The sequence below is a fragment of the Parabacteroides gordonii MS-1 = DSM 23371 genome, from assembly GCF_000969825.1.
GTDB lineage: Bacteria > Bacteroidota > Bacteroidia > Bacteroidales > Tannerellaceae > Parabacteroides > Parabacteroides gordonii.
The window spans coordinates 299,635-318,753 of record NZ_KQ033920.1 but is presented as its reverse complement, the minus strand read 5'-3'; the positions used below and the strand labels follow the sequence as shown (position 1 = coordinate 318,753).

The window sequence follows — 19,119 nt, the reverse complement described above, 5'->3', positions numbered from 1 at the left end:
ATCGTAACTGTTGGCATGATAGATTGTCGGATACGACTTCCGTCCTTCACTCGCTTACTGCGGTTGTGTCGTGATAAGTTCTTGCTACATTCATACCTATACACTGAAGTAGTATCACGATATGGCGATTGATAGTTACCTTACGCCATAGCCTAAAGGGGAACCACTCGGACTATCGTTTAATCAATTCGGACTTTATCCTCATATCTATCTTTTCATCTCGCCATTCAGTCGCAGTTTGGTAACTAACTGACTTATGACTTTTCCGACATGCTACACTCCCTGCTCGGTTAAGTTTTCCCGAAAACAGATAAGTCGGCTGATGATAGGTTATTTTCAAAGAACACTTTCCTAATCTCTTGCCAAAGAGATGTTTACGATGCAACCTTTACGGGCGCACATAGGTAATTTATCCAGAACGCCAAGGCTTGGGGCAACCGTTTTAACCAATTGGTTCAGGAAGTTACCAGTTGTACCCTGCCCACCGTCAAATACGGTAATATCACCCAACTGTATGTGTTCAAATGCCTTCACCTGTTCGCCGGCAATTTCTTTCCACTGATCCACCATCTTGTACTGGATAGCGATAGCCGGATTCGATTCGGCTGCTTCAACCATTGCCTTGAAACCATCGGCTTCAGCCAGCAATGATTTCTTTTTACCTTCGGCTTCGGCTTCCAGTTTCATCTGGATGGCACGGGCTTCGGCTTCTGCCTGAGCTAACGTAGCTTTTGCCTTCGCTTCGGCTTCACGGATCATCTTTTCGGCCACTGCTTCAGCCTGTAGAATAGCTTCCTGGCGGGCGATCTCCGCCGGAACGATCTTCTGTGCTTTCAAGGCTGATTCTACCTTTTTGGCCTTTGCTTCTTCCACTTCACGCTGGGCTATTTCGCGAGCTGCCTGTACAGAGGCTTCCGAACGGGCAGCAGCTTCACCGGCTTGTTTGCTTGCTTCGGCCTGGGTTACGGCTAGTTCGGCATCAGACTTGGCAACCTCTTTGTTTGCTTCGTTTCGTCCGACAGCGGCTTTCTTCCCTGCATCGGCTTTCTTGATTTCCATATCGGAGTTCAGTTCGGCAACACGGCTTTCCTTATCTGTATTGGCTTTTTCGATATTGATATTCTTATCGGCTTCCGCACGAGCTACCTGCGATTCCTTTTCAGCATTGGCAACAGCTACCTGGGCGATACGTTCCTTATCGGCATTGGCCACGGATATTTCCTGCTGCTTCTTGGTTTCAGCAATAGCGATATCCTGATCCTTACGCGTTTCCGCTACGGTCGTTTCACGTTCGCGGATCTGGTTAGCGATCTTGATAGCACCGAGCTTTTCCTGTTCTTCGATATTGGCCTGTGCCTCATTCAAGGCCTTACTTTCAGCTTCTTTACCGAGATTGACAATATAGTTGGCCGCATCGCGTATGTCACTTATATTGATATTCATCAAGTAAAGGCCGAATTTACGCAGTTCCGTATCGATATTATCACGAACCTTAGACAAGAACTTATCGCGGTCGGAATTCAATTCCTCAATAGTCATATCTGCAATAACCAGACGCATCTGGCCATATACGACATCGGTAATCAGGTTCTGCTTATCTGCCGGTTGCAGGCCCAGCAGACGTTCTGCGGCATTCTGCATAACTTCAGGATCCGTACTGATCGCCACCGTGATCGTGGTCGGCACATCCACACGGATATTCTGGGCGGACAAGGCTCCGGTCAATTTACAGTCGATCTGAAGAGGTTTCATGGAGAGGAATTCATATCCCTGAATGATCGGCCACACAAATGCCGCCCCACCATGATACAGTTTTGCTGATTTTTCTCCGGCTGTCTTACCGTACACAACCAGCACTTCATCACTCTTACATTTACGATAACGAGACAGTATCCCGATAAAAGATAGGATAATGACCACCACCAGAATGGCCACCATAATTAGCATTTCCTGTGTCATAATTTAATTGTTGAGTTTGTTATTATTGTATATAAATTGTCCCTGATTCTACTTTGCAAACAATTGTCCGATCGCCTGTCTGATAATCTTTTCCTTCCAGCGAGCGGACTTCCATCTCACGCAATGCGCCATTCATGGCTACCTGAACGATATACCGGATCCCGTCGCGGGCATAAATTGTACATTCCCTTCCTACCAGCGCTTCTGTTTTCTCCGGTTTATTTTCTTTCTGAAGCTGATAGGCTTTCTTATAGAGAAACCACAGAATGAAAACGAATGCCAGACCGATCAGGATACCGATCAGAAAAGTCGATATAGCCGTGCTGTTTGAAATGTACATATACCATCCGAAGCCGATACAAAAATGAGTAAATCCCTTAAATGATACGGCACTGCTAAGGTCGGCATCTATATCCGTATCTGTATCCAGGTCGCCGAAAAAGATAGACATGATAAACTGTATCAGAAATATTGCTGAAGCAACGATCGCGATACCAAGAAAAATAGTATTGACCATGGTATGAATTATTAGTTTATACGAAAATAAGGATTATTTCAATATAATCGGCATATATAATAAAAATATGTATGTTTGCAAGAAATAATTCATATCCCATTATGCAGACGATCATAAAAAAAGTACAGCAATCACTCACAGAAAACATAGACGAAAAGACCCGGCAGACCGCCCAGAACTTCTTTAAAGAGAAGATCATGTATCACGGCGTAAGGATACCTACCGTCAACAAAATCAGTAAAGAGTCTTATGCAGAGATCAAGGAACTGCCTAAAAATGAAATATTTTCGTTATGTGAAGCATTATGGGAGTCGGGATACTCGGAAGAATCTTATATTGCCTGCAACTGGTCTTACTACCTCCATCCACAATACCAACCGGAAGACTTTTCCGTCTTTGAGAAATGGGTAAACAACTATGTAAGTAATTGGGCCTCATGCGATACTTTGTGCAACCACAGCGTCGGAACACTCTTGGAGATGTATCCGGAATATATATCCCGCTTGAAAGAATGGGCACGGTCGGATAACCGATGGACTAAGCGGGCGGCTGCCGTCACCCTGATTATCCCCGCCAGAAAAGGGTTGTTTCTACAGGATATTTTCGAGATAGCAGATATTCTTTTTTATGATCCGGACGATCTGGTACAAAAAGGATACGGCTGGATGCTGAAAGCCGCCAGCGAAGCGCATCAACAAGAAGTATTCGATTATGTGATGTCGAAAAAGGCGACTATGCCCCGCACTTCCTTAAGATATGCTATTGAGAAGATGCCTAAAGAGTTAAAGGCACAGGCGATGGCGAAATAATGGCTAGATAAGTCCGTTCAAGTAATCGGTAAACCACTGGTTGTGTGCACCGTCACCCCAATAAAGATGGGTGTAGCCGGCCAAGACATTCTTATACCTGTACAGCGGCGTATCGACAGAACTGCCTTTCGCCGTCTGTGCCGTAGCGACCGAGACAAGAGGTGCTTCACCTGGCAAGATACGGGAATAATGAAATTCATGCCCTTTCAAAACATAATCTTTATAATGCAAGGTACGATATCCCAGACGCAGTTTCATCTGTTCCATTGTTGCCGACTGGTCGAGCAGGCCAACCATCGGATAAGCGGTTCCTTCTGTCGATCTTATCTCGTTGCATAAATACATCATCCCGCCACATTCGGCCAACAACTTCCCTCCTGCTTCCGCATACTGACGGATCGCCCGGAGCATGGACTGATTGGATGATAATTCAGACAGATATAGTTCCGGATAGCCTCCCGGCAAATAAATAAAATCGGACTCGGGTAATTCCGTATCCTTCAACGGACTGAAAAAAGTAACCTTACCTGATCGATGCAACATGCGGATATTCTCTTCATAAGCGAAGTTGAAGGCAGCATCACGGGCTATCGATATTCTAAAGGAAGATGATCCGTTATCCGGTAATAGATCAACAGATGACTTCATAACACCCGGCTGATAAGCCGTCAATTCCAAAAGCCGGTCGATATCGACATACTTTTCCACCAATCCGGCTATACGGTCGGCAAAATCATCAAAGCAAAAGGTCTCGTCCAACGATAATCCCAGGTGGCGGCTGGGTATTTCAACATCCGCCTGTTTAGGAAGATATCCCAACGCCTCCACTCCGGCATCCCGACAAGCCTGTTTCAGGAAAGAGTAATGACTTTCGGATGCAACAAAATTAAAAACAGCACCAACAAGCTTGATCCCTCTATAGAAATTCCTGAAACCGTATAGCAAAGGAGCAACGGAATAAGCCGTACTTTTCGCATTGACAATCAGCACCACCGGAATATCCAACGTTGCAGCGATCTCGGCACTGCTGCCCTTCATGCCGTCATATCCGTCAAAAAGTCCCATCACCCCTTCAGTAACAGCATAATCAGCCTCCGCCGTATAGCGATCGTATAGATCACGGACATGCTGTTCCGACATCATAAAACGATCCAGATTGACAGAGGGGCAACCGGCCGCCATCTTGTGATGACACGTATCAATATAGTCAGGCCCACATTTGAAAGGTCTGACATTACCGCCTCGGTTCTTCAATGCCCGAAGGAGTCCCAATGTAAATGTTGTTTTACCGCTTCCTGAAGAGGCGGCACCTATTAGCAGATGAGATTTCATAAGTATTCCGGTGAAGTAAGTGTTAAAGCAAGACTGTGCCATGCCCTTGGCACAGTTGTGCCATTCAGGTTGCACAGTTGTGCCACAGGCATGGCACAACTATGTTACCTGCATATGAGAGTAATCTTAATACTGCTCCTTCTCGTTCGGGAAGTCCTGTGTCTTTACATCCTCGATGTAGGCTTGCACCGCACGAGTGATCTCTTCACCGATATTGGCATATCTGCGAAGGAAACGAGGAGAAAATCCCATATTGATACCCAGCATATCATGCATAACCAATACCTGACCGTCTACACCTCCACCGGCACCGATACCGATAATAGGAATAGTCAGTTCGGAAGCTACACGTGCAGCCAATTGTGCCGGGATCTTTTCCAACACAATAGCGAAACAGCCGATCTCCTCCAACAAATGGGCGTCATCGATCAACTTCTGTGCTTCAGCCTCTTCACGGGCACGTACAGTGTAAGTTCCGAATTTATTAATAGACTGCGGAGTTAATCCCAGATGCCCCATGATAGGAATACCTGCACAAAGAATACGTTCGATGGATTCTTTTATTTCACTTCCTCCCTCCAGTTTAATACAATCGGCATGTGTTTCCTTCATCACACGGATAGCGGAAGCCAAAGCCTCTTTCGAGTTTCCCTGATAAGTACCGAAAGGCAGGTCGACCACGACCAATGCACGTTGTACGGCTTTCATAACCGACTTACCGTGGTAAATCATCTGATCCAGCGTTATAGGAAGCGTTGTCACATTTCCGGCCATCACATTCGATGCTGAATCGCCAACCAGAATAACATCCATACCTGCCTGATCGATTAGTTTAGCCATTGAATAATCGTAAGCTGTCAACATGGAGATTTTTTCTCCGCGTTGTTTCATTTCCATCAGGCGATGTGTAGTCACCTTTCTTGTATCATCTAAATCCCTCTTTGCAACTGACATAATGCTTTTTGTTAATTGTTACGGCGGCAAAGTTAAGGATTATCTGTAATTAGCAAGACAAACAATAAAATATTTATGCCGTACAACATATGTTTATTTTTATTTATCTTTGCACCCGTTTAGATTTAACGTTTATATAATACAAGCAAAAATGAAAAAGTTAGTTTTAACTATGGTGGTTGCATTCATAGCAATCATCAGTGCCAATGCACAGATTTACGTAGGTGGTTCATTTAACCTTACTCACAACAAGAATGCCGATCTGACCAATTTCACTATCGCACCGGAAGTCGGCTACAACTTAAACAAAACATGGGCTATAGCTGCCGAGATCGGTTATACTCATTTAAAAGAAAAGGGTATAAAAGCCAATGCTTTCAACTTTGCACCTTATGCCCGTTTCTCCTTCTTTGAAAGAGGCATTGTACGTCTGTTCCTGGACGGTGGAGTCGGCATTTCAACCTCCAAAGTAGAAGATAATGATAGCAACAATGGTTTTGAGATCGGTATCAAACCGGGTATCGCACTTGAAATTTGCAAAAACCTGACATTCGTTACTAAATACGGATTTGCCGGTTACCGTGATGACTATAAATATTCAAACAGCACATCCGGTGTTAGTTTGGGTTCTGAAGACCTTAGCTTCGGTTTCCATTACGAATTCTAATTATCAATCAAACAGGAAGAGCCTGTCTTTATCCAACTTGGATAAACAGGCTCTTTTTCTTTCCGAACACCACTTCTTCAAAAAATATTCTGTTGCCCGGAATATATCATTATATTTGCATCCACTGAAATATAAGAATACAATATGGACCATTCAGATTTACTATTCCGGAAAGCAGAAGAAGCAGATATAACACGTATCTGGGAAATTATCAAACAAGCCAAAGCACAAATGCGACGGTTGAACAGCCATCAATGGGATGAGAATTATCCGGCACTTGAAAACATTGCCAAAGATATTCAATCGGGAGACGGATATGTCTTTTGTAATAAAGATAATATAGCTGTCACTTATGGCGTTATTTCTTTCGACGGAGAACCCGCCTACAAAGAAATCGACGGTAAATGGACAAACGACCTTCCTTATATGGTAGTTCACCGATTGGCCGTAGCCGAAGAGATGAAACGCCAGGGATTGGCAAAACGTTTTATGTTGCAGGCGGAAGAAGTAAGTCGTAGCAAGGGCGTCTATGAATTTCGCATTGACACCAACTTCGACAATCAATATATGCTCCGCTTAATAGATTCTTTAGGATTCAGTTATTCAGGAGAAGTTCCCTACAGAGGAGAAAAACGCAAAGCGTTTGAAAAAAGCATTCGCCCCCACTCCTCTTCTTTCGGAATTCCGGGTTATACGATCCGGGAAGCTATTTATGAGGATGCAGAAATCATATACGAGGCAATCGATAAACATCGTGAGGATTTACGGATCTGGTTACCGTTTGTCGATGGCTTAAACTGTGTTGCCGATGAACAGTCATTCTTGGAATCCACATTAAAAGTGCCTTACAAAGAACGGGATGTCGTATATATCATCGAAAAAGGTTTTGCGATTTGCGGTCTGATCGGTTTCCATTTCTCAGACCGGACAAACCACCGCACGGAAATAGGTTACTGGCTGCTTCCTGAGTATCGGGGAAAAGGTGTTATTACGCGGGCCGTTCATTATCTCTGCGAATGGGCATTCTTTGAAAAAGATTTCAACCGCATCCAGATACGATGTGCAGTAGGCAATCAACCAAGTAACGCCATTCCTCTACGTTTAGGCTTCACGCTGGAAGGTACGGAACGTGATGGGGAATTACTATCTTCCGGAGAGTATACGGATATTAATGTATATAGTTTACTGAGGAAGGAGTTGAAGTAAAAATATATTAATCAACTTGTGCAAAAAATCACACAAGTTAAAACAAGTTGCAGTAAACCTCATCAATCAAAATAATTAATATGGAACAAGAAATTCAATTAAACGAGCACAATAAGACAGAGTATCCACCGATGCATAGTGCAGAACACATTTTGAACCAGACAATGGTTCGGATGTTCGGATGCCCACGTTCCAAAAATGCTCATATAGAAAGGAAGAAGAGCAAGTGTGACTACATTTTAACGGAAGAACCTACTGCTGAAACTATGGCAGAAGTGGAGCGCAGAGTAAACGAAGTGATCGACCAGAATCTGCCGGTTGTCATCGAGTTTATGACAAAAGAAGCTGCCGCCGATATAGTAGACCTGAGCAAACTTCCGAAAGAAGCCAGCGAGACATTGCGTATCGTACGTATCGGCGATTATGATGCCTGCGCATGTATCGGTGCCCATGTTAACAATACATCCGAAATTGGCCGCTTTAAATTACTGAATTACGACTATACGGATAATAGGCTGAGACTTCGTTTCAAGCTGGAAGCAAAATAAGAATTTCTATACATTTAATATATTAAGAAGGCTCCTGATTACTTCCTTTGATTAAGTAACACAGGAGCCTTTAAATATTAAAATCAAATTACCTCGAGCGCACCTCCCGGCGCATAAAAGAGACATAAGATAAAGCAAAACAGATAAGTGTAGCGGCAATCAACCCTGTCAACTGCGGCCATACCACCAGCAGGCTCTGTCCTAATGGCAAGGGACTGGGAATTGCGCCATGAACCTGTTCCATCGTCAAGGGCCCCAGGCTACGCACTGAAGGCATTAACAATGTTGTCGTTGCTTCATTGAACAGCTGGCTGGGGGCAAAACGCAGTAAATTAAGCATAAAGCGTTGGTAACTGATTATCTGGTAATCGCTGGCATAACCTGACGGACTCAATGCTTTCCCAATCAGGTTTATAATCATGTTATAAAATACGCTAAAGAACAACCAGATAGCCACACAAGCCAACGCAGAAGTAGCCGCCTGACGGAACTGAATTGAAAAGAAGATCGACAAATTCAACCAAAAGCCGACATAGAAGATACTAACGATAATAAAAAATACCATCCGTAAAAACTCTTCTGCCGTAGGCGGAATCCCAATAGCTATCAATCCGAACCCCATCACCAAAAATCCCAGCGAGAACAACATTATCGCTATAACGATCAGTGCTCCTACAAATTTCGCATTGATCAGATAATCACGGTGGATCGGCTGTGACAAGATACGGCTGAGCGTACCCCGGTTCTGTTCAGAGTTTATCGCATCAAATCCGAGAGCGATCCCCAATAAAGGCCCTAAAAAGCTGATAAAGACAACAAAGGAAGGCAACGTTCCATCCGAAACCGTAAACAGCTTCAGGAAAAGGAAAGCATTATCCGGATCATTCGGCTTGATGGAGGCTGCGATATTAGTCAGAGCAGTATACAGCGACCCCATACAGGTCAGGGCAATAATAACGATCAGGATGATAAACCGCCAGCTCCTCACATGGTCGGATACTTCCTTATTTACAATGACCCAAAAAGGATGATATATTCTATTCATGCTCTTTACCTCCTTCGAAATAACGATTATAAATATGTTCGAGTGCATGCTCCTCTTTCTGCAACTCCGCCAACCTGATATCGGCCAGTAACTTGCCACTGCTAAATAGCCCAACCCGATTGCAGACCTGCTGAACCTGATCCAGATGGTGGGAAGAGAATAAGACTGTCTGCCCGTCTTTATGGCTTAACTGACGGATCAGATCCATAAATTCACGCACACCCGAAGGATCGATACCCGAAGTCGGCTCATCTAAAATGATCACTTCAGGTTCTTTTATCAACACATCCGCCAGTCCTAGACGTTGACGCATACCCCGAGAATATTTACCGGCTTTCTTTTTTCCGTCATTAGACAGTCCTACCCGGTCAAGCAATTGAACCGCTTTCTGCACAGCTTCTTCCTTCGCAATACCATTCAGCTGCGCTGTGTAAACCAGATTTTCGATGCCGGTCATATCATCGTAAAAACCGACATCTTCGGGTAGATAACCAACCTTCCGTTTCACTTCTATCGGATGGGTAGTCGAATTTATGCCACATACCATAACCGACCCGGCAGTTGGCTCCGTCAATCCCAGCATCATAAGGATAGTAGTTGATTTACCGGCGCCGTTTGGGCCGAGCAAACCAAATATATCACCTTTCTCCACTGTGAGATTCAGGTCGTTTACTGCAGTAAAACCACCGTACTTTTTAGTCAGGCCGGTAAGTTCGATAACATGCTGCAACATGGCTTACCTCCTTCCGTATTTGCGGAACAGATAATACACCCCACCCAACACTACTACAATAATAAATACACCGACCCATCCCCAGATCATCGGAGTTTTTACAGAAATGCGAAAATCGACAGTAGCATTGACCTCCGGTGTCTTTGCCTCCATTTTAGTAACATAATCACCCGGAAGGGCTTTCTTCGAAGCCTTTACCGTGGCTACGACATTCGTACTCTGTCCTGCTCCTAACTTTACGATCTTAGCCGGATCAAAAGTAACTTCCCAATCCACCGGTTTACTGGCCGAGAGCGCAATATCTTTCAGTTCGGCAGAGCCGTTATTCTTTACCATCAGCTCTATCCGTTTGACATCACCGGCTGTAATATCCGAGCTAAGCAGTCCTCTCGGTGTAGTCAGTTCCATTTCATACGAACCTGTAATCACCACTTCCAGTTCGAGGTCGGCAGAGGTCGAGCCGGTCGATGCATGAACAGGTATCTTATAACTTCCGGCAGCCACATTCGCCGGAGGATTGATGTCGATCGTAATATTTTGAGTGGCATTAGGTTCTACCTGAGCAGAAGTTGCCTGTTTATAGTTCGGTTTGAAAACGACATTCCATCCACGTTGAACATCGGCGGTCAGGGCATATAGTTGTTGCTCCGCTGTCCGATTCTTAATAGTCGTATTAAATGTAAATGTAGATTTTGAATTCCCTTCCATATTGGGTTGGGTTGTTGTAAAATCCGTCTGGTAGGTTCCCTGTTTGGATACGGTAATCGTAAGAGGAAGTTTTGTCATTCCATCCGCAGAAACGATGAATTGATATGTTCCTTTATTCACTTTTACAGGAACTTCCACCTTCAAAGAGAAATTCTTTTTCTCATCCGGAAGGACCGATAACTCACTGATAGTAAAACCACCGGACTTGATCTCATAATTCCATCCGCGAGGCATTCCTTCAATGGAAATCTTTGCGTTTTTTACTTCGTCACTTTTGTTAATGACGTCAATACTATAATCAACAGACTCTCCCGGCGGAACAGAAATCTTCGTGTAGGGAGTATACAACATCACGCTCTTTACTGTGTCTGTAGCGTGGATCTTACAAGGGATAACACCCAATAACAGCACCAATAGCAGGTTTAAACAGTTAATTTGCATTTTCATAATAATTTTTATAGAGTATACAAAAATGATTACTTAATTAGCTATCGGCAAATATATAAACAGAGATTATTAGCAACTATTAAAAGTATTGAAAAAATTCTATTGCAACAACAAGTACTTTACTATACGTTTATATAATAGATAAATCCGCCGGAAAGTCATTGGTATGCGAAACAGACCTAATTATTATCTAAATGTGACATTGAAATAAAATATTTTATGTAAGTTTGCGAGCGCTAAGAAAGACATTTTATACAGAAATTTAAATATAAGAGTTATGCAATCAATTGACAATTTCAATTTTGCCGGCAAAAAGGCATTTGTAAGAGTTGACTTCAACGTTCCATTGGACGAAAACTTCAACATCACAGACGACACTCGTATCCGTGCCGCTCTTCCTACCCTTAAGAAGATCCTAGCAGACGGCGGCAGTGTAATTATAGGTTCTCACCTGGGCCGTCCAAAAGGCGCTACTGATAAATTTTCACTGAAGCATATCCTGGGTCGCGTATCTGAGTTACTGGGCGTAGAAGTTCAGTTTGCTAACGACTGTATTGGCGAAGAAGCTGGTGCTAAAGCTGCTGCTTTACAACCAGGCGAAGCTTTATTACTGGAAAACCTTCGTTTCTATGCTGAAGAAGAAGGCAAACCAAGAGGTTTGGCCGAAGATGCTACAGACGACGAAAAGAAAGCAGCTAAGAAAGCAGTAAAAGAAAGCCAGAAAGAATTCACTAAGAGATTGGCTTCTTACGCTGATTGCTACGTAAATGATGCTTTCGGTACTGCTCACCGTGCTCATGCTTCTACTGCACTGATCGCTGATTACTTCGATACTGACCACAAGATGTTCGGTTACCTGATGGAAAAAGAAGTAAAAGCCGTAGAAAAAGTAATGAACGACATCACTCGTCCGTTTACTGCTATCATGGGTGGTTCTAAAGTTTCTTCTAAAATCGAAATTATCGAAAACCTGTTGAACAAGGTAGACAACCTGATCGTAACAGGCGGTATGACTTATACTTTCACAAAGGCTATGGGTGGCAAGATCGGTAACTCTATCGTTGAAGACGATAAACTGGATCTGGCTCTCGACCTGATGAAGAAAGCAAAAGAAAAAGGTGTAAACCTGGTATTGGCTGTTGACGCAAAGATCGCTGATGCTTTCAGCAACGACGCTAACACTAAATATGCTGACGTTAACGAAATTCCTGACGGATGGGAAGGTCTTGACATCGGCCCTAAGACAATCGAAATCTATTCAGAGGTTATCAAAAACTCAAAGACTATCCTTTGGAACGGTCCTACAGGCGTATTCGAATTCGAAAACTTCACAGACGGTTCTCGTGCAGTAGGTAACGCTATCGTTGAAGCTACAAAGAACGGTGCATTCTCTCTTGTTGGTGGTGGCGACTCTGTTGCCTGCGTAAACAAGTTCGGTATTGCTAACGCCGTTTCTTATGTATCTACAGGTGGTGGTGCTTTGCTGGAAGCTATCGAAGGTAAAGTTCTTCCGGGTATCGCTGCTGTAAAGGGCGAACCGTACAAATAAGAAATACTCTTCATCAGATACCCAAAGGCTGTCCCCGAAAAGGTGACAGCCTTTGTTTGTTTAAAGACCTCTGATTATCACTAAAGCTTCAAGGTTTTGTTTCTCTATAGTGAAACAAAAGTTTCATCCGGTAGAAACAAAAGTTTCTTCAGTATGAAACAACTCTTGGTTCCCTATCTTAATTCTACTTAGAATATATTCCAATATCAACCATACTTATTGAAATGCTATCTAAATATTTTTGTACCTTTGCCCGACATTATTCGAAAATCATTGAAAATAACATAGAATTAAAGAAAATGGCAAAAGAGCTGAAAGAACTGACTAAGAGAAGTGTAAACTACTCTCAGTGGTACCAGGATTTGGTGATTAAAGCGGATTTGGCGGAAAACTCTGCCGTACGTGGCTGTATGGTTATCAAACCTTACGGATACGCAATTTGGGAAAAGATGCAACGTATTCTTGACGATATGTTCAAGGAAACAGGTCACGTAAACGCTTATTTCCCTCTACTGATCCCGAAATCATTCTTGAGCAAGGAAGCTGAACACGTAGAAGGTTTCGCCAAAGAATGCGCCGTTGTAACACACTATCGTCTGAAAACAAATCATGACGGAACAGGTGTTGTTGTTGACCCGGCAGCCAAACTGGAAGAAGAACTGATCATCCGCCCGACATCGGAAACAATTATATGGAATACCTATCGTAACTGGATCCAGTCTTATCGCGACCTGCCTATTCTGGTTAACCAATGGGCTAACGTGATGCGTTGGGAAATGCGTACCCGTTTATTCCTCCGTACCGCAGAATTCTTGTGGCAGGAAGGACATACAGCTCACGCAACACGGGAAGAAGCAGAGATCGAAGCAAAGAAAATGCAGCAAGTATATGCTAACTTCGCAGAAAACTATATGGCTATGCCGGTTGTAAAAGGTGTCAAGTCTGCCAGCGAACGTTTTGCTGGTGCTTTGGATACTTATACGATCGAAGCGATGATGCAGGACGGAAAGGCTCTGCAGGCCGGTACTTCCCATTTCCTGGGACAGAATTTCGGTAAAGCTTTCGACGTTACTTTCATCGACAAGGAAGGTAAGAGCGATTATGCATGGGCTACTTCATGGGGGGTTTCAACCCGTCTGATCGGTGCGCTTATCATGTCTCACTCTGACGACAATGGTCTGGTATTGCCTCCGCACCTGGCTCCTATCCAGGTTGTGATCGTTCCGATCTATCGCAACAACGAACAGTTGGCTCAGATCAGCGAAAAAGTAAGCGGTATCGTTGCCAAGCTGAAGAAGATGGGTATCTCCGTTAAGTTTGACGATGCAGACAACAAAAAACCGGGATGGAAGTTCGCAGAATACGAACTGAAAGGTGTTCCCGTACGTCTGGCTATGGGCGGACGCGACCTGGAAAACAACACGATCGAGGTAATGCGCCGCGATACGCTGGAAAAAGAAACCATCACTTGCGACGGTATCGAAGAATACGTACAGAACCTGTTGGAAGAGATCCAGCAGAACATCTTCCAGAAAGCCCTCGACCACCGTACTGCTTGCACGGTAACAGTAGAGACTTACGAAGAGTTCAAAGAAAAGATCGAAGAAGGCCTGTTCATTATGGCTCACTGGGACGGTACTCCCGAAACAGAAGAACTGATCAAGAACGAAACCAAAGCAACTATCCGTTGTATCCCTCTGGAAGGCGACAAAACTCCGGGTAAATGTATGGTTACCGGTAAACCTTCCGCACAACGCGTATTGTTTGCACGAGCTTATTAAAAATAAATATAAAAAGACAAAAGCGGTAAGCATCCTTCTATTGAAGGAGTTTACCGCTTTTTTCATATCCGTATAGCGTAAAAGTCTTATTGTATCATTTTATATAGGAAAAAAGTCAAAATTAGAACTAAGACCAATGCCCAAAGCTCTAATTTTGTGACAAGAGAAATAATACTTTTTTATTCTATATAAACTTAATACAAATACAGATGAAAATAACCTTATCCTCGTTATTGGCCGCTTTCGTCTTTATACTGGCCGGATGTACTTCCGGTTCTACGGTCAAGATAAAAGATCTCCGGGTTGAAATGAAAGAGAACCCGGTTGGCATAGGTGTATCACAACCCCGTTTTATGTGGAAAATCTCCTCCGGATCACCTGATCTCGTTCAAACCTCGTATCAGATACAGGTAGCCGACTCTCCCGACAAGCTGAAAAACGGAGATGATTTACTATGGGATACCGGTGAGATAAAAAGCGATGCTTCCATACAGATTCCTTATGAAGGTAGTCCGTTACAATCCAGGAAACAATATTACTGGCGTGTTAAATCGAATACGAACCAGGGAACAACGAACTGGAGCGAAGTAAACACCTGGTCGATGGCATTACTTAATCCTTCCGAATGGAAAGCGACATGGATCGGTGAAAACAATCTTTCCAATCAAGGAGAAACATATCAGGGTAAGAGCCGCCTGGCCGCCCGCTATCTCCGCAAAGAGTTTACAGCAGACAAACCCGTTCAAAGGGCCGTTCTCTACATTTCAGGTCTCGGTTCATCCGAGTCTTACATAAATGGTAAACGTGTCAGTGAAGATATTTTCGCACCCGGGCCATCCTGGTATCCTAACCGCGTATATTATAATGTATATGATGTGACAGATTTGCTGTCGAAAGATAAAAACACGATCGGTATTGCATTGGGTAACGGACGTTACTTCGGAATGAGAGATATGCAAAAAGCAACTTTGCCCTCTTTGTTGGCACAGCTAGAGATCGAATACACCGACGGCTCACAAACGACTATCCTCAGCGATACTTCATGGAAAGTAACATCCAAAGGCCCGATCATTGCCAACAACGAATTCGACGGAGAAGAATATGATGCACGACTGGAACTGGAGGGATGGAATAAAAACGGTTTCGATGACTCCAAATGGCTGGCGGCCGATGTAATGGAAACTCCACCGGGAGAATTAACCGTACAGGCCAATCCCAACCTTCGCATTCAGGAAGAAATAAAGCCTGTCAACATCACCGAAAGACCGGACGGAAAATATATCATCGATATGGGGCAAAATATGGTCGGTTGGCTGGCCATCGACCTGAAAGGGAAAAAAGATCAGCCTATCACAATGACATTCGCAGAAATACTTAAAGAAGACGGCTCGCTTTATCTGGATAACCTGCGGACAGCCAATGTCACCGATATTTACACTCCGGCCAAAGACGGTAATTTCAGTTGGAAACCTTCATTCGTCTATCATGGCTTCCGTTTTGTTGAAATCTCCGGACTCGATTATAAACCGGAATTAGCCGCTTTCACCGGTGCTGTGATCTATGATGAGATGAAGACTACCGGAAAGTTTGAAACCTCCAATCCACTGGTCAACCAAATCTATAAGAATGCCTATTGGGGTATCCGCGGCAATTACCGGGGAATGCCGACCGACTGTCCGCAGCGTGACGAACGCCTTGGCTGGCTGGGCGACCGCGTAACCGGAGCGTACGGGGAAGCTTTCATCTTCGACAATGCCCTTCTGTATAATAAATGGTTGCAGGATATTGAAGACTCTCAGAGTCCCGAAGGAAGTATTTCCGATGTATCTCCCCGCTATTGGACATTATATAACGACGATGTTACCTGGCCGGCAGCTTATTTCTATGTAGCCAACCTGCTCTATCGCCAGTTTGGAGATAAAAGCGGTATCATCAGACATTACCCGTCTATGAAACGCTGGATGGAACACATGCAGCAAACAGCCATGAAAGATTACATCATCGTCAAAGACACCTACGGCGACTGGTGTATGCCTCCGGAATCGCAGGAACTGATCCATTCGCAAGATCCGGCCCGTAAAACCGATGGTGCTATCCTGGCCACTACCATGTATTACAGCCTTTTGAATATGATGAGCGAATTTGCCCGGTTAAGCGGACACGAGAATGATATTGCTGCTTATCAGGAATTGGCTGCAAAGATGAAAGAAGCATACAATGCGAAATATTTCAATCCCGAAACAGCCCAATACGGAAACAATACGGTTACAGCCAATATGTTGTCATTGCGTCTGGGACTCGTTCCAAATGGATATGAAGAAAAAGTATTTACCAATATCGTAAAGAAAACAGAGGTAGATTTCGGTGGTCATGTCAGCACTGGTGTACTGGGAATCCAGCACCTGATGCGCGGCCTTACCGAATATGGCCGGGTAGATATGGCTTGGAAAATTGCCACGAACGAGACCTATCCCAGCTGGGGTTACATGGTTAAAAAAGGAGCCACCACCATCTGGGAACTCTGGAATGGCGACACTGCTGATCCGGCAATGAACTCCGCCAACCATGTCATGCTGCTGGGTGACCTGATCATCTGGTACTACGAAGACCTGGCAGGCATCAAATGTGCCCAGGATGCTATCGCTTATAAAAAACTGATCATGGCACCAGTATTCCCCGAAGGATTAAATTCTGTTTCTGCATCTTATGAGTCTGTCTACGGAGAAATCAAAAGTGCCTGGAAAAAAGAGAACGGATCTTTCAACTGGGATATAACGATTCCGGGCAATACATCAGCGATTGTACGGATACCGAAAGAGTTCGGAATCAAACACGCCAACCAGCCGGGAGTCAGAAAAGTAAGCGACACTGCTACCTATACGGAAATAGAGATCGGTTCGGGTAGTTATCATTTTTGACGCACTCCTTTTTCATTCCCGGCATTCCGTTTATTAGTAGTATAAATACTGGCATATTATAAAGCAAAAGCTACTTGTTACTAATCCGAAAGTCCTTATCTATTATATTTTTGACCTGGGTAGTAAAGCTTTTTGACCCAGGTGATAAACGTTTAGCACCTAGGTAGAAAACGTTTTTGACCAAGGTCAAAAATATAATAGATAGAGACTTTTACATTAGAGAATTATTACTTGAGGATTAGAAAGCTATAGGATCTCATTTAAATTACTACCTTTGGAAGAAAAACTAATCTATACTTGTATGGAACTGATTCTTCCCCCCAAGATGAATGCCCCGGAGCCAATCACGCTGGATACAAACGTATTGGTTGTAATAGGAGCTAACGGAGCCGGTAAAAGCTCATTCGGCAGAGACCTGCTGGAGCGTTATCCTGATCGATCCATGAAGATATCGGGAATGCACTCTTTGTTTATCAACAGCAACGATAAAGATATCCAGTCTGAAGGCAACGAACTTTCCCGACTTCAATCGATGATTGCGGAACGCATCTTCATGCCCCGTCTTTCAGAATATGAAAAACTGATCCTACGTTTGCAAAGCGAAGAGTTCGAAGCTGCGGTAAATTATAAGGAAGCATGTAAACAAACTCCGGACCTGGAACCGCCCGTTACCAAAATAGACCGCATACAGGCCATCTGGGAGAAAATGTTCCCGCATAACCGCCTGGTCAGGAAATCCGGCTTTATTGAACTGGCTTCCACCAGCCGCGACGGCGATTCTTATACGGCCGGCAGAATGAGCGACGGCGAGAAGATCGTCTTCTACCTGATAGGCGCCGTGCTCTGTGCCCGTCCCGACGAACTGCTGGTGATCGAAGAACCGGAAATACTGCTTCACAACTCGATCAAGAACCTGCTTTGGGATGAGATCGAAGCCATGCGTCCGGACTGCACATTCGTTTATCTGACGCACGATATCGACTTTGCTATTTCACGCCCCGAAGGAAAACGGATCTGGATCAGGGATTATAATGCCGACGCCCATGTATGGGATTACCAACTGATAGAAAGCAACGACAGTCTGCCCGAAGAAGTATATATCGACATTCTGGGCAGCCGCAAACCGATCCTTTTCATTGAAGGAACCGATTCCAACAGCATCGACAACCGTCTCTACCCGCTGATCTTCCCCGATTATATGGTCAAGCCGATGGGTGGCTGCCAGAAGGTGATCGAAACAACGAAGGCTTTCCGGCAGTTGCAAGACTTCCATACGCTGGAATCGATGGGGATCGTAGACCGCGACCGCCGTACGCAGGGAGAGATCGACTATCTGCGAGATCAGCATATCTTCGTTCCCGATGTAGCTGAAGTTGAGAATCTGCTGATGCTCAAACCGGTTATCAAGACTGTTGCCAGCCGGCTGATGAGAGATCCCGAACAGGTATTCAACCAAGTAAAAGAGAATGTAGTCAAACTATTCGAGAAAGATCTGGAAAGCCAGGTGATTCTGCATGCCAAACATCGTGTACGTAAGAAACTGGAGACGACGGTCGACCGCAAAATAACGACCGTCGAACAACTGACCGAACATGTGGAAAGCATCCGTTTCAATGTACATGTGGATGAAATATACAATGGGATAAAAGATAAGTTTATTCAATATATTGAAACCTGCGACTACAAAAATATCCTCCGCGTGTACAATCAGAAGGGAATGTTACCGCAAAGCCGGTTGTGTAACATCTGCGGTATCAGCAACAAAGAAAGTTATCTGAACCTCATTCTCTCTATACTGAAGGAAAACAAAGAGGATGCAGCAGTGATACGCACATCTATCAAAGAATCCTTAGGGACATAAAAAGTTATCAAAAATGCGGGAAAAGTCCGTAAAAAATCGTTCTTTTGCAAATTATTACAACGACATTAACTGGTTTAGTCCTTTT

15 protein-coding genes are annotated in these 19,119 nt (G+C 44.1%); 8 read left to right on the top strand and 7 right to left on the bottom strand.

The features are described from left to right. Positions 1–351: 351 nt before the first annotated feature. The gene (locus tag HMPREF1536_RS18225; RefSeq protein WP_044191569.1) at positions 352–1,959 is read right to left on the bottom strand and encodes a flotillin family protein; all 1,608 of its coding nucleotides are present in this window, start codon (positions 1,957–1,959) and stop codon (positions 352–354) included. Between the two features lie 22 nt (positions 1,960–1,981). Next, on the bottom strand, positions 1,982–2,476 hold the full coding sequence (locus HMPREF1536_RS18220) for a membrane protein (protein ID WP_028726630.1): 495 nt from the start codon (positions 2,474–2,476) through the stop codon (positions 1,982–1,984). 71 nt (positions 2,477–2,547) lie between these two features. Between HMPREF1536_RS18220 and HMPREF1536_RS18215 the strand changes: the two genes are divergently transcribed. Further along, positions 2,548–3,285, top strand: coding sequence for a DNA alkylation repair protein (locus tag HMPREF1536_RS18215; protein WP_044191571.1), 738 nt, complete (start codon positions 2,548–2,550; stop codon positions 3,283–3,285). A gap of 3 nt (positions 3,286–3,288) precedes the next feature. Here the strand turns inward: HMPREF1536_RS18215 and HMPREF1536_RS18210 are convergent, their stop codons facing one another. Both HMPREF1536_RS18210 and panB read right to left on the bottom strand, forming a co-directional pair. Continuing rightward, positions 3,289–4,617 carry a cobyrinic acid a,c-diamide synthase CobB gene (locus tag HMPREF1536_RS18210; protein WP_028726632.1) on the bottom strand — a complete coding sequence of 443 codons (1,329 nt, stop codon included), beginning with the start codon at positions 4,615–4,617 and terminating at the stop codon, positions 3,289–3,291. A 126-nt stretch (positions 4,618–4,743) separates the two neighbouring features. Next, on the bottom strand, positions 4,744–5,571 hold the full coding sequence (gene panB / locus HMPREF1536_RS18205; protein ID WP_028726633.1) for a 3-methyl-2-oxobutanoate hydroxymethyltransferase: 828 nt from the start codon (positions 5,569–5,571) through the stop codon (positions 4,744–4,746). Positions 5,572–5,722: 151 nt separating this feature from the next. On the opposite strand from panB, the gene HMPREF1536_RS18200 reads away from it, so the two are divergent. The 3 genes from HMPREF1536_RS18200 to HMPREF1536_RS18190 all read left to right on the top strand — a co-directional run bounded on the left by HMPREF1536_RS18200 (position 5,723) and on the right by HMPREF1536_RS18190 (position 7,992). After that, the gene (locus HMPREF1536_RS18200) at positions 5,723–6,238 is read left to right on the top strand and encodes an outer membrane beta-barrel protein (protein WP_028726634.1); all 516 of its coding nucleotides are present in this window, start codon (positions 5,723–5,725) and stop codon (positions 6,236–6,238) included. 144 nt (positions 6,239–6,382) lie between these two features. Then, positions 6,383–7,444 carry a GNAT family N-acetyltransferase gene (locus HMPREF1536_RS18195; RefSeq protein WP_028726635.1) on the top strand — a complete coding sequence of 354 codons (1,062 nt, stop codon included), beginning with the start codon at positions 6,383–6,385 and terminating at the stop codon, positions 7,442–7,444. Positions 7,445–7,524: 80 nt separating this feature from the next. Continuing rightward, positions 7,525–7,992: an alanyl-tRNA editing protein gene (locus tag HMPREF1536_RS18190; RefSeq protein ID WP_028726636.1), complete on the top strand. Its 468-nt coding sequence runs from the start codon at positions 7,525–7,527 to the stop codon at positions 7,990–7,992. An 88-nt stretch (positions 7,993–8,080) separates the two neighbouring features. Here the strand turns inward: HMPREF1536_RS18190 and HMPREF1536_RS18185 are convergent, their stop codons facing one another. Genes HMPREF1536_RS18185 through HMPREF1536_RS18175 form a run of 3 tightly spaced genes read right to left on the bottom strand, consistent with a single transcriptional unit; the run spans position 8,081 to position 10,925 of the window. Further along, the gene (locus tag HMPREF1536_RS18185) at positions 8,081–9,037 is read right to left on the bottom strand and encodes an ABC transporter permease (RefSeq protein WP_028726637.1); all 957 of its coding nucleotides are present in this window, start codon (positions 9,035–9,037) and stop codon (positions 8,081–8,083) included. Then, positions 9,030–9,770 carry an ABC transporter ATP-binding protein gene (locus HMPREF1536_RS18180; RefSeq protein WP_028726638.1) on the bottom strand — a complete coding sequence of 247 codons (741 nt, stop codon included), beginning with the start codon at positions 9,768–9,770 and terminating at the stop codon, positions 9,030–9,032. The genes HMPREF1536_RS18185 and HMPREF1536_RS18180 overlap by 8 nt, the downstream gene beginning before the upstream one ends. 3 nt (positions 9,771–9,773) lie before the next feature. Beyond that, positions 9,774–10,925: a COG1470 family protein gene (locus tag HMPREF1536_RS18175; protein WP_028726639.1), complete on the bottom strand. Its 1,152-nt coding sequence runs from the start codon at positions 10,923–10,925 to the stop codon at positions 9,774–9,776. Between the two features lie 277 nt (positions 10,926–11,202). On the opposite strand from HMPREF1536_RS18175, the gene HMPREF1536_RS18170 reads away from it, so the two are divergent. The 4 genes from HMPREF1536_RS18170 (at position 11,203) to HMPREF1536_RS18155 (ending at position 19,034) form a co-directional block, all read left to right on the top strand. After that, on the top strand, positions 11,203–12,474 hold the full coding sequence (locus HMPREF1536_RS18170; RefSeq protein WP_028726640.1) for a phosphoglycerate kinase: 1,272 nt from the start codon (positions 11,203–11,205) through the stop codon (positions 12,472–12,474). 299 nt (positions 12,475–12,773) lie between these two features. Continuing rightward, positions 12,774–14,255, top strand: a complete 1,482-nt coding sequence (gene proS / locus HMPREF1536_RS18165) for a proline--tRNA ligase (RefSeq protein ID WP_028726641.1) — start codon at positions 12,774–12,776, stop codon at positions 14,253–14,255. 209 nt (positions 14,256–14,464) lie between these two features. Continuing rightward, positions 14,465–17,173: an alpha-L-rhamnosidase gene (locus HMPREF1536_RS18160; RefSeq protein WP_028726642.1), complete on the top strand. Its 2,709-nt coding sequence runs from the start codon at positions 14,465–14,467 to the stop codon at positions 17,171–17,173. 301 nt (positions 17,174–17,474) lie between these two features. Beyond that, positions 17,475–19,034 (top strand): DUF4435 domain-containing protein, encoded by a 1,560-nt coding sequence (locus HMPREF1536_RS18155; RefSeq protein WP_028726643.1) that lies wholly within the window; start codon positions 17,475–17,477, stop codon positions 19,032–19,034. Positions 19,035–19,119 lie beyond the last annotated feature (85 nt).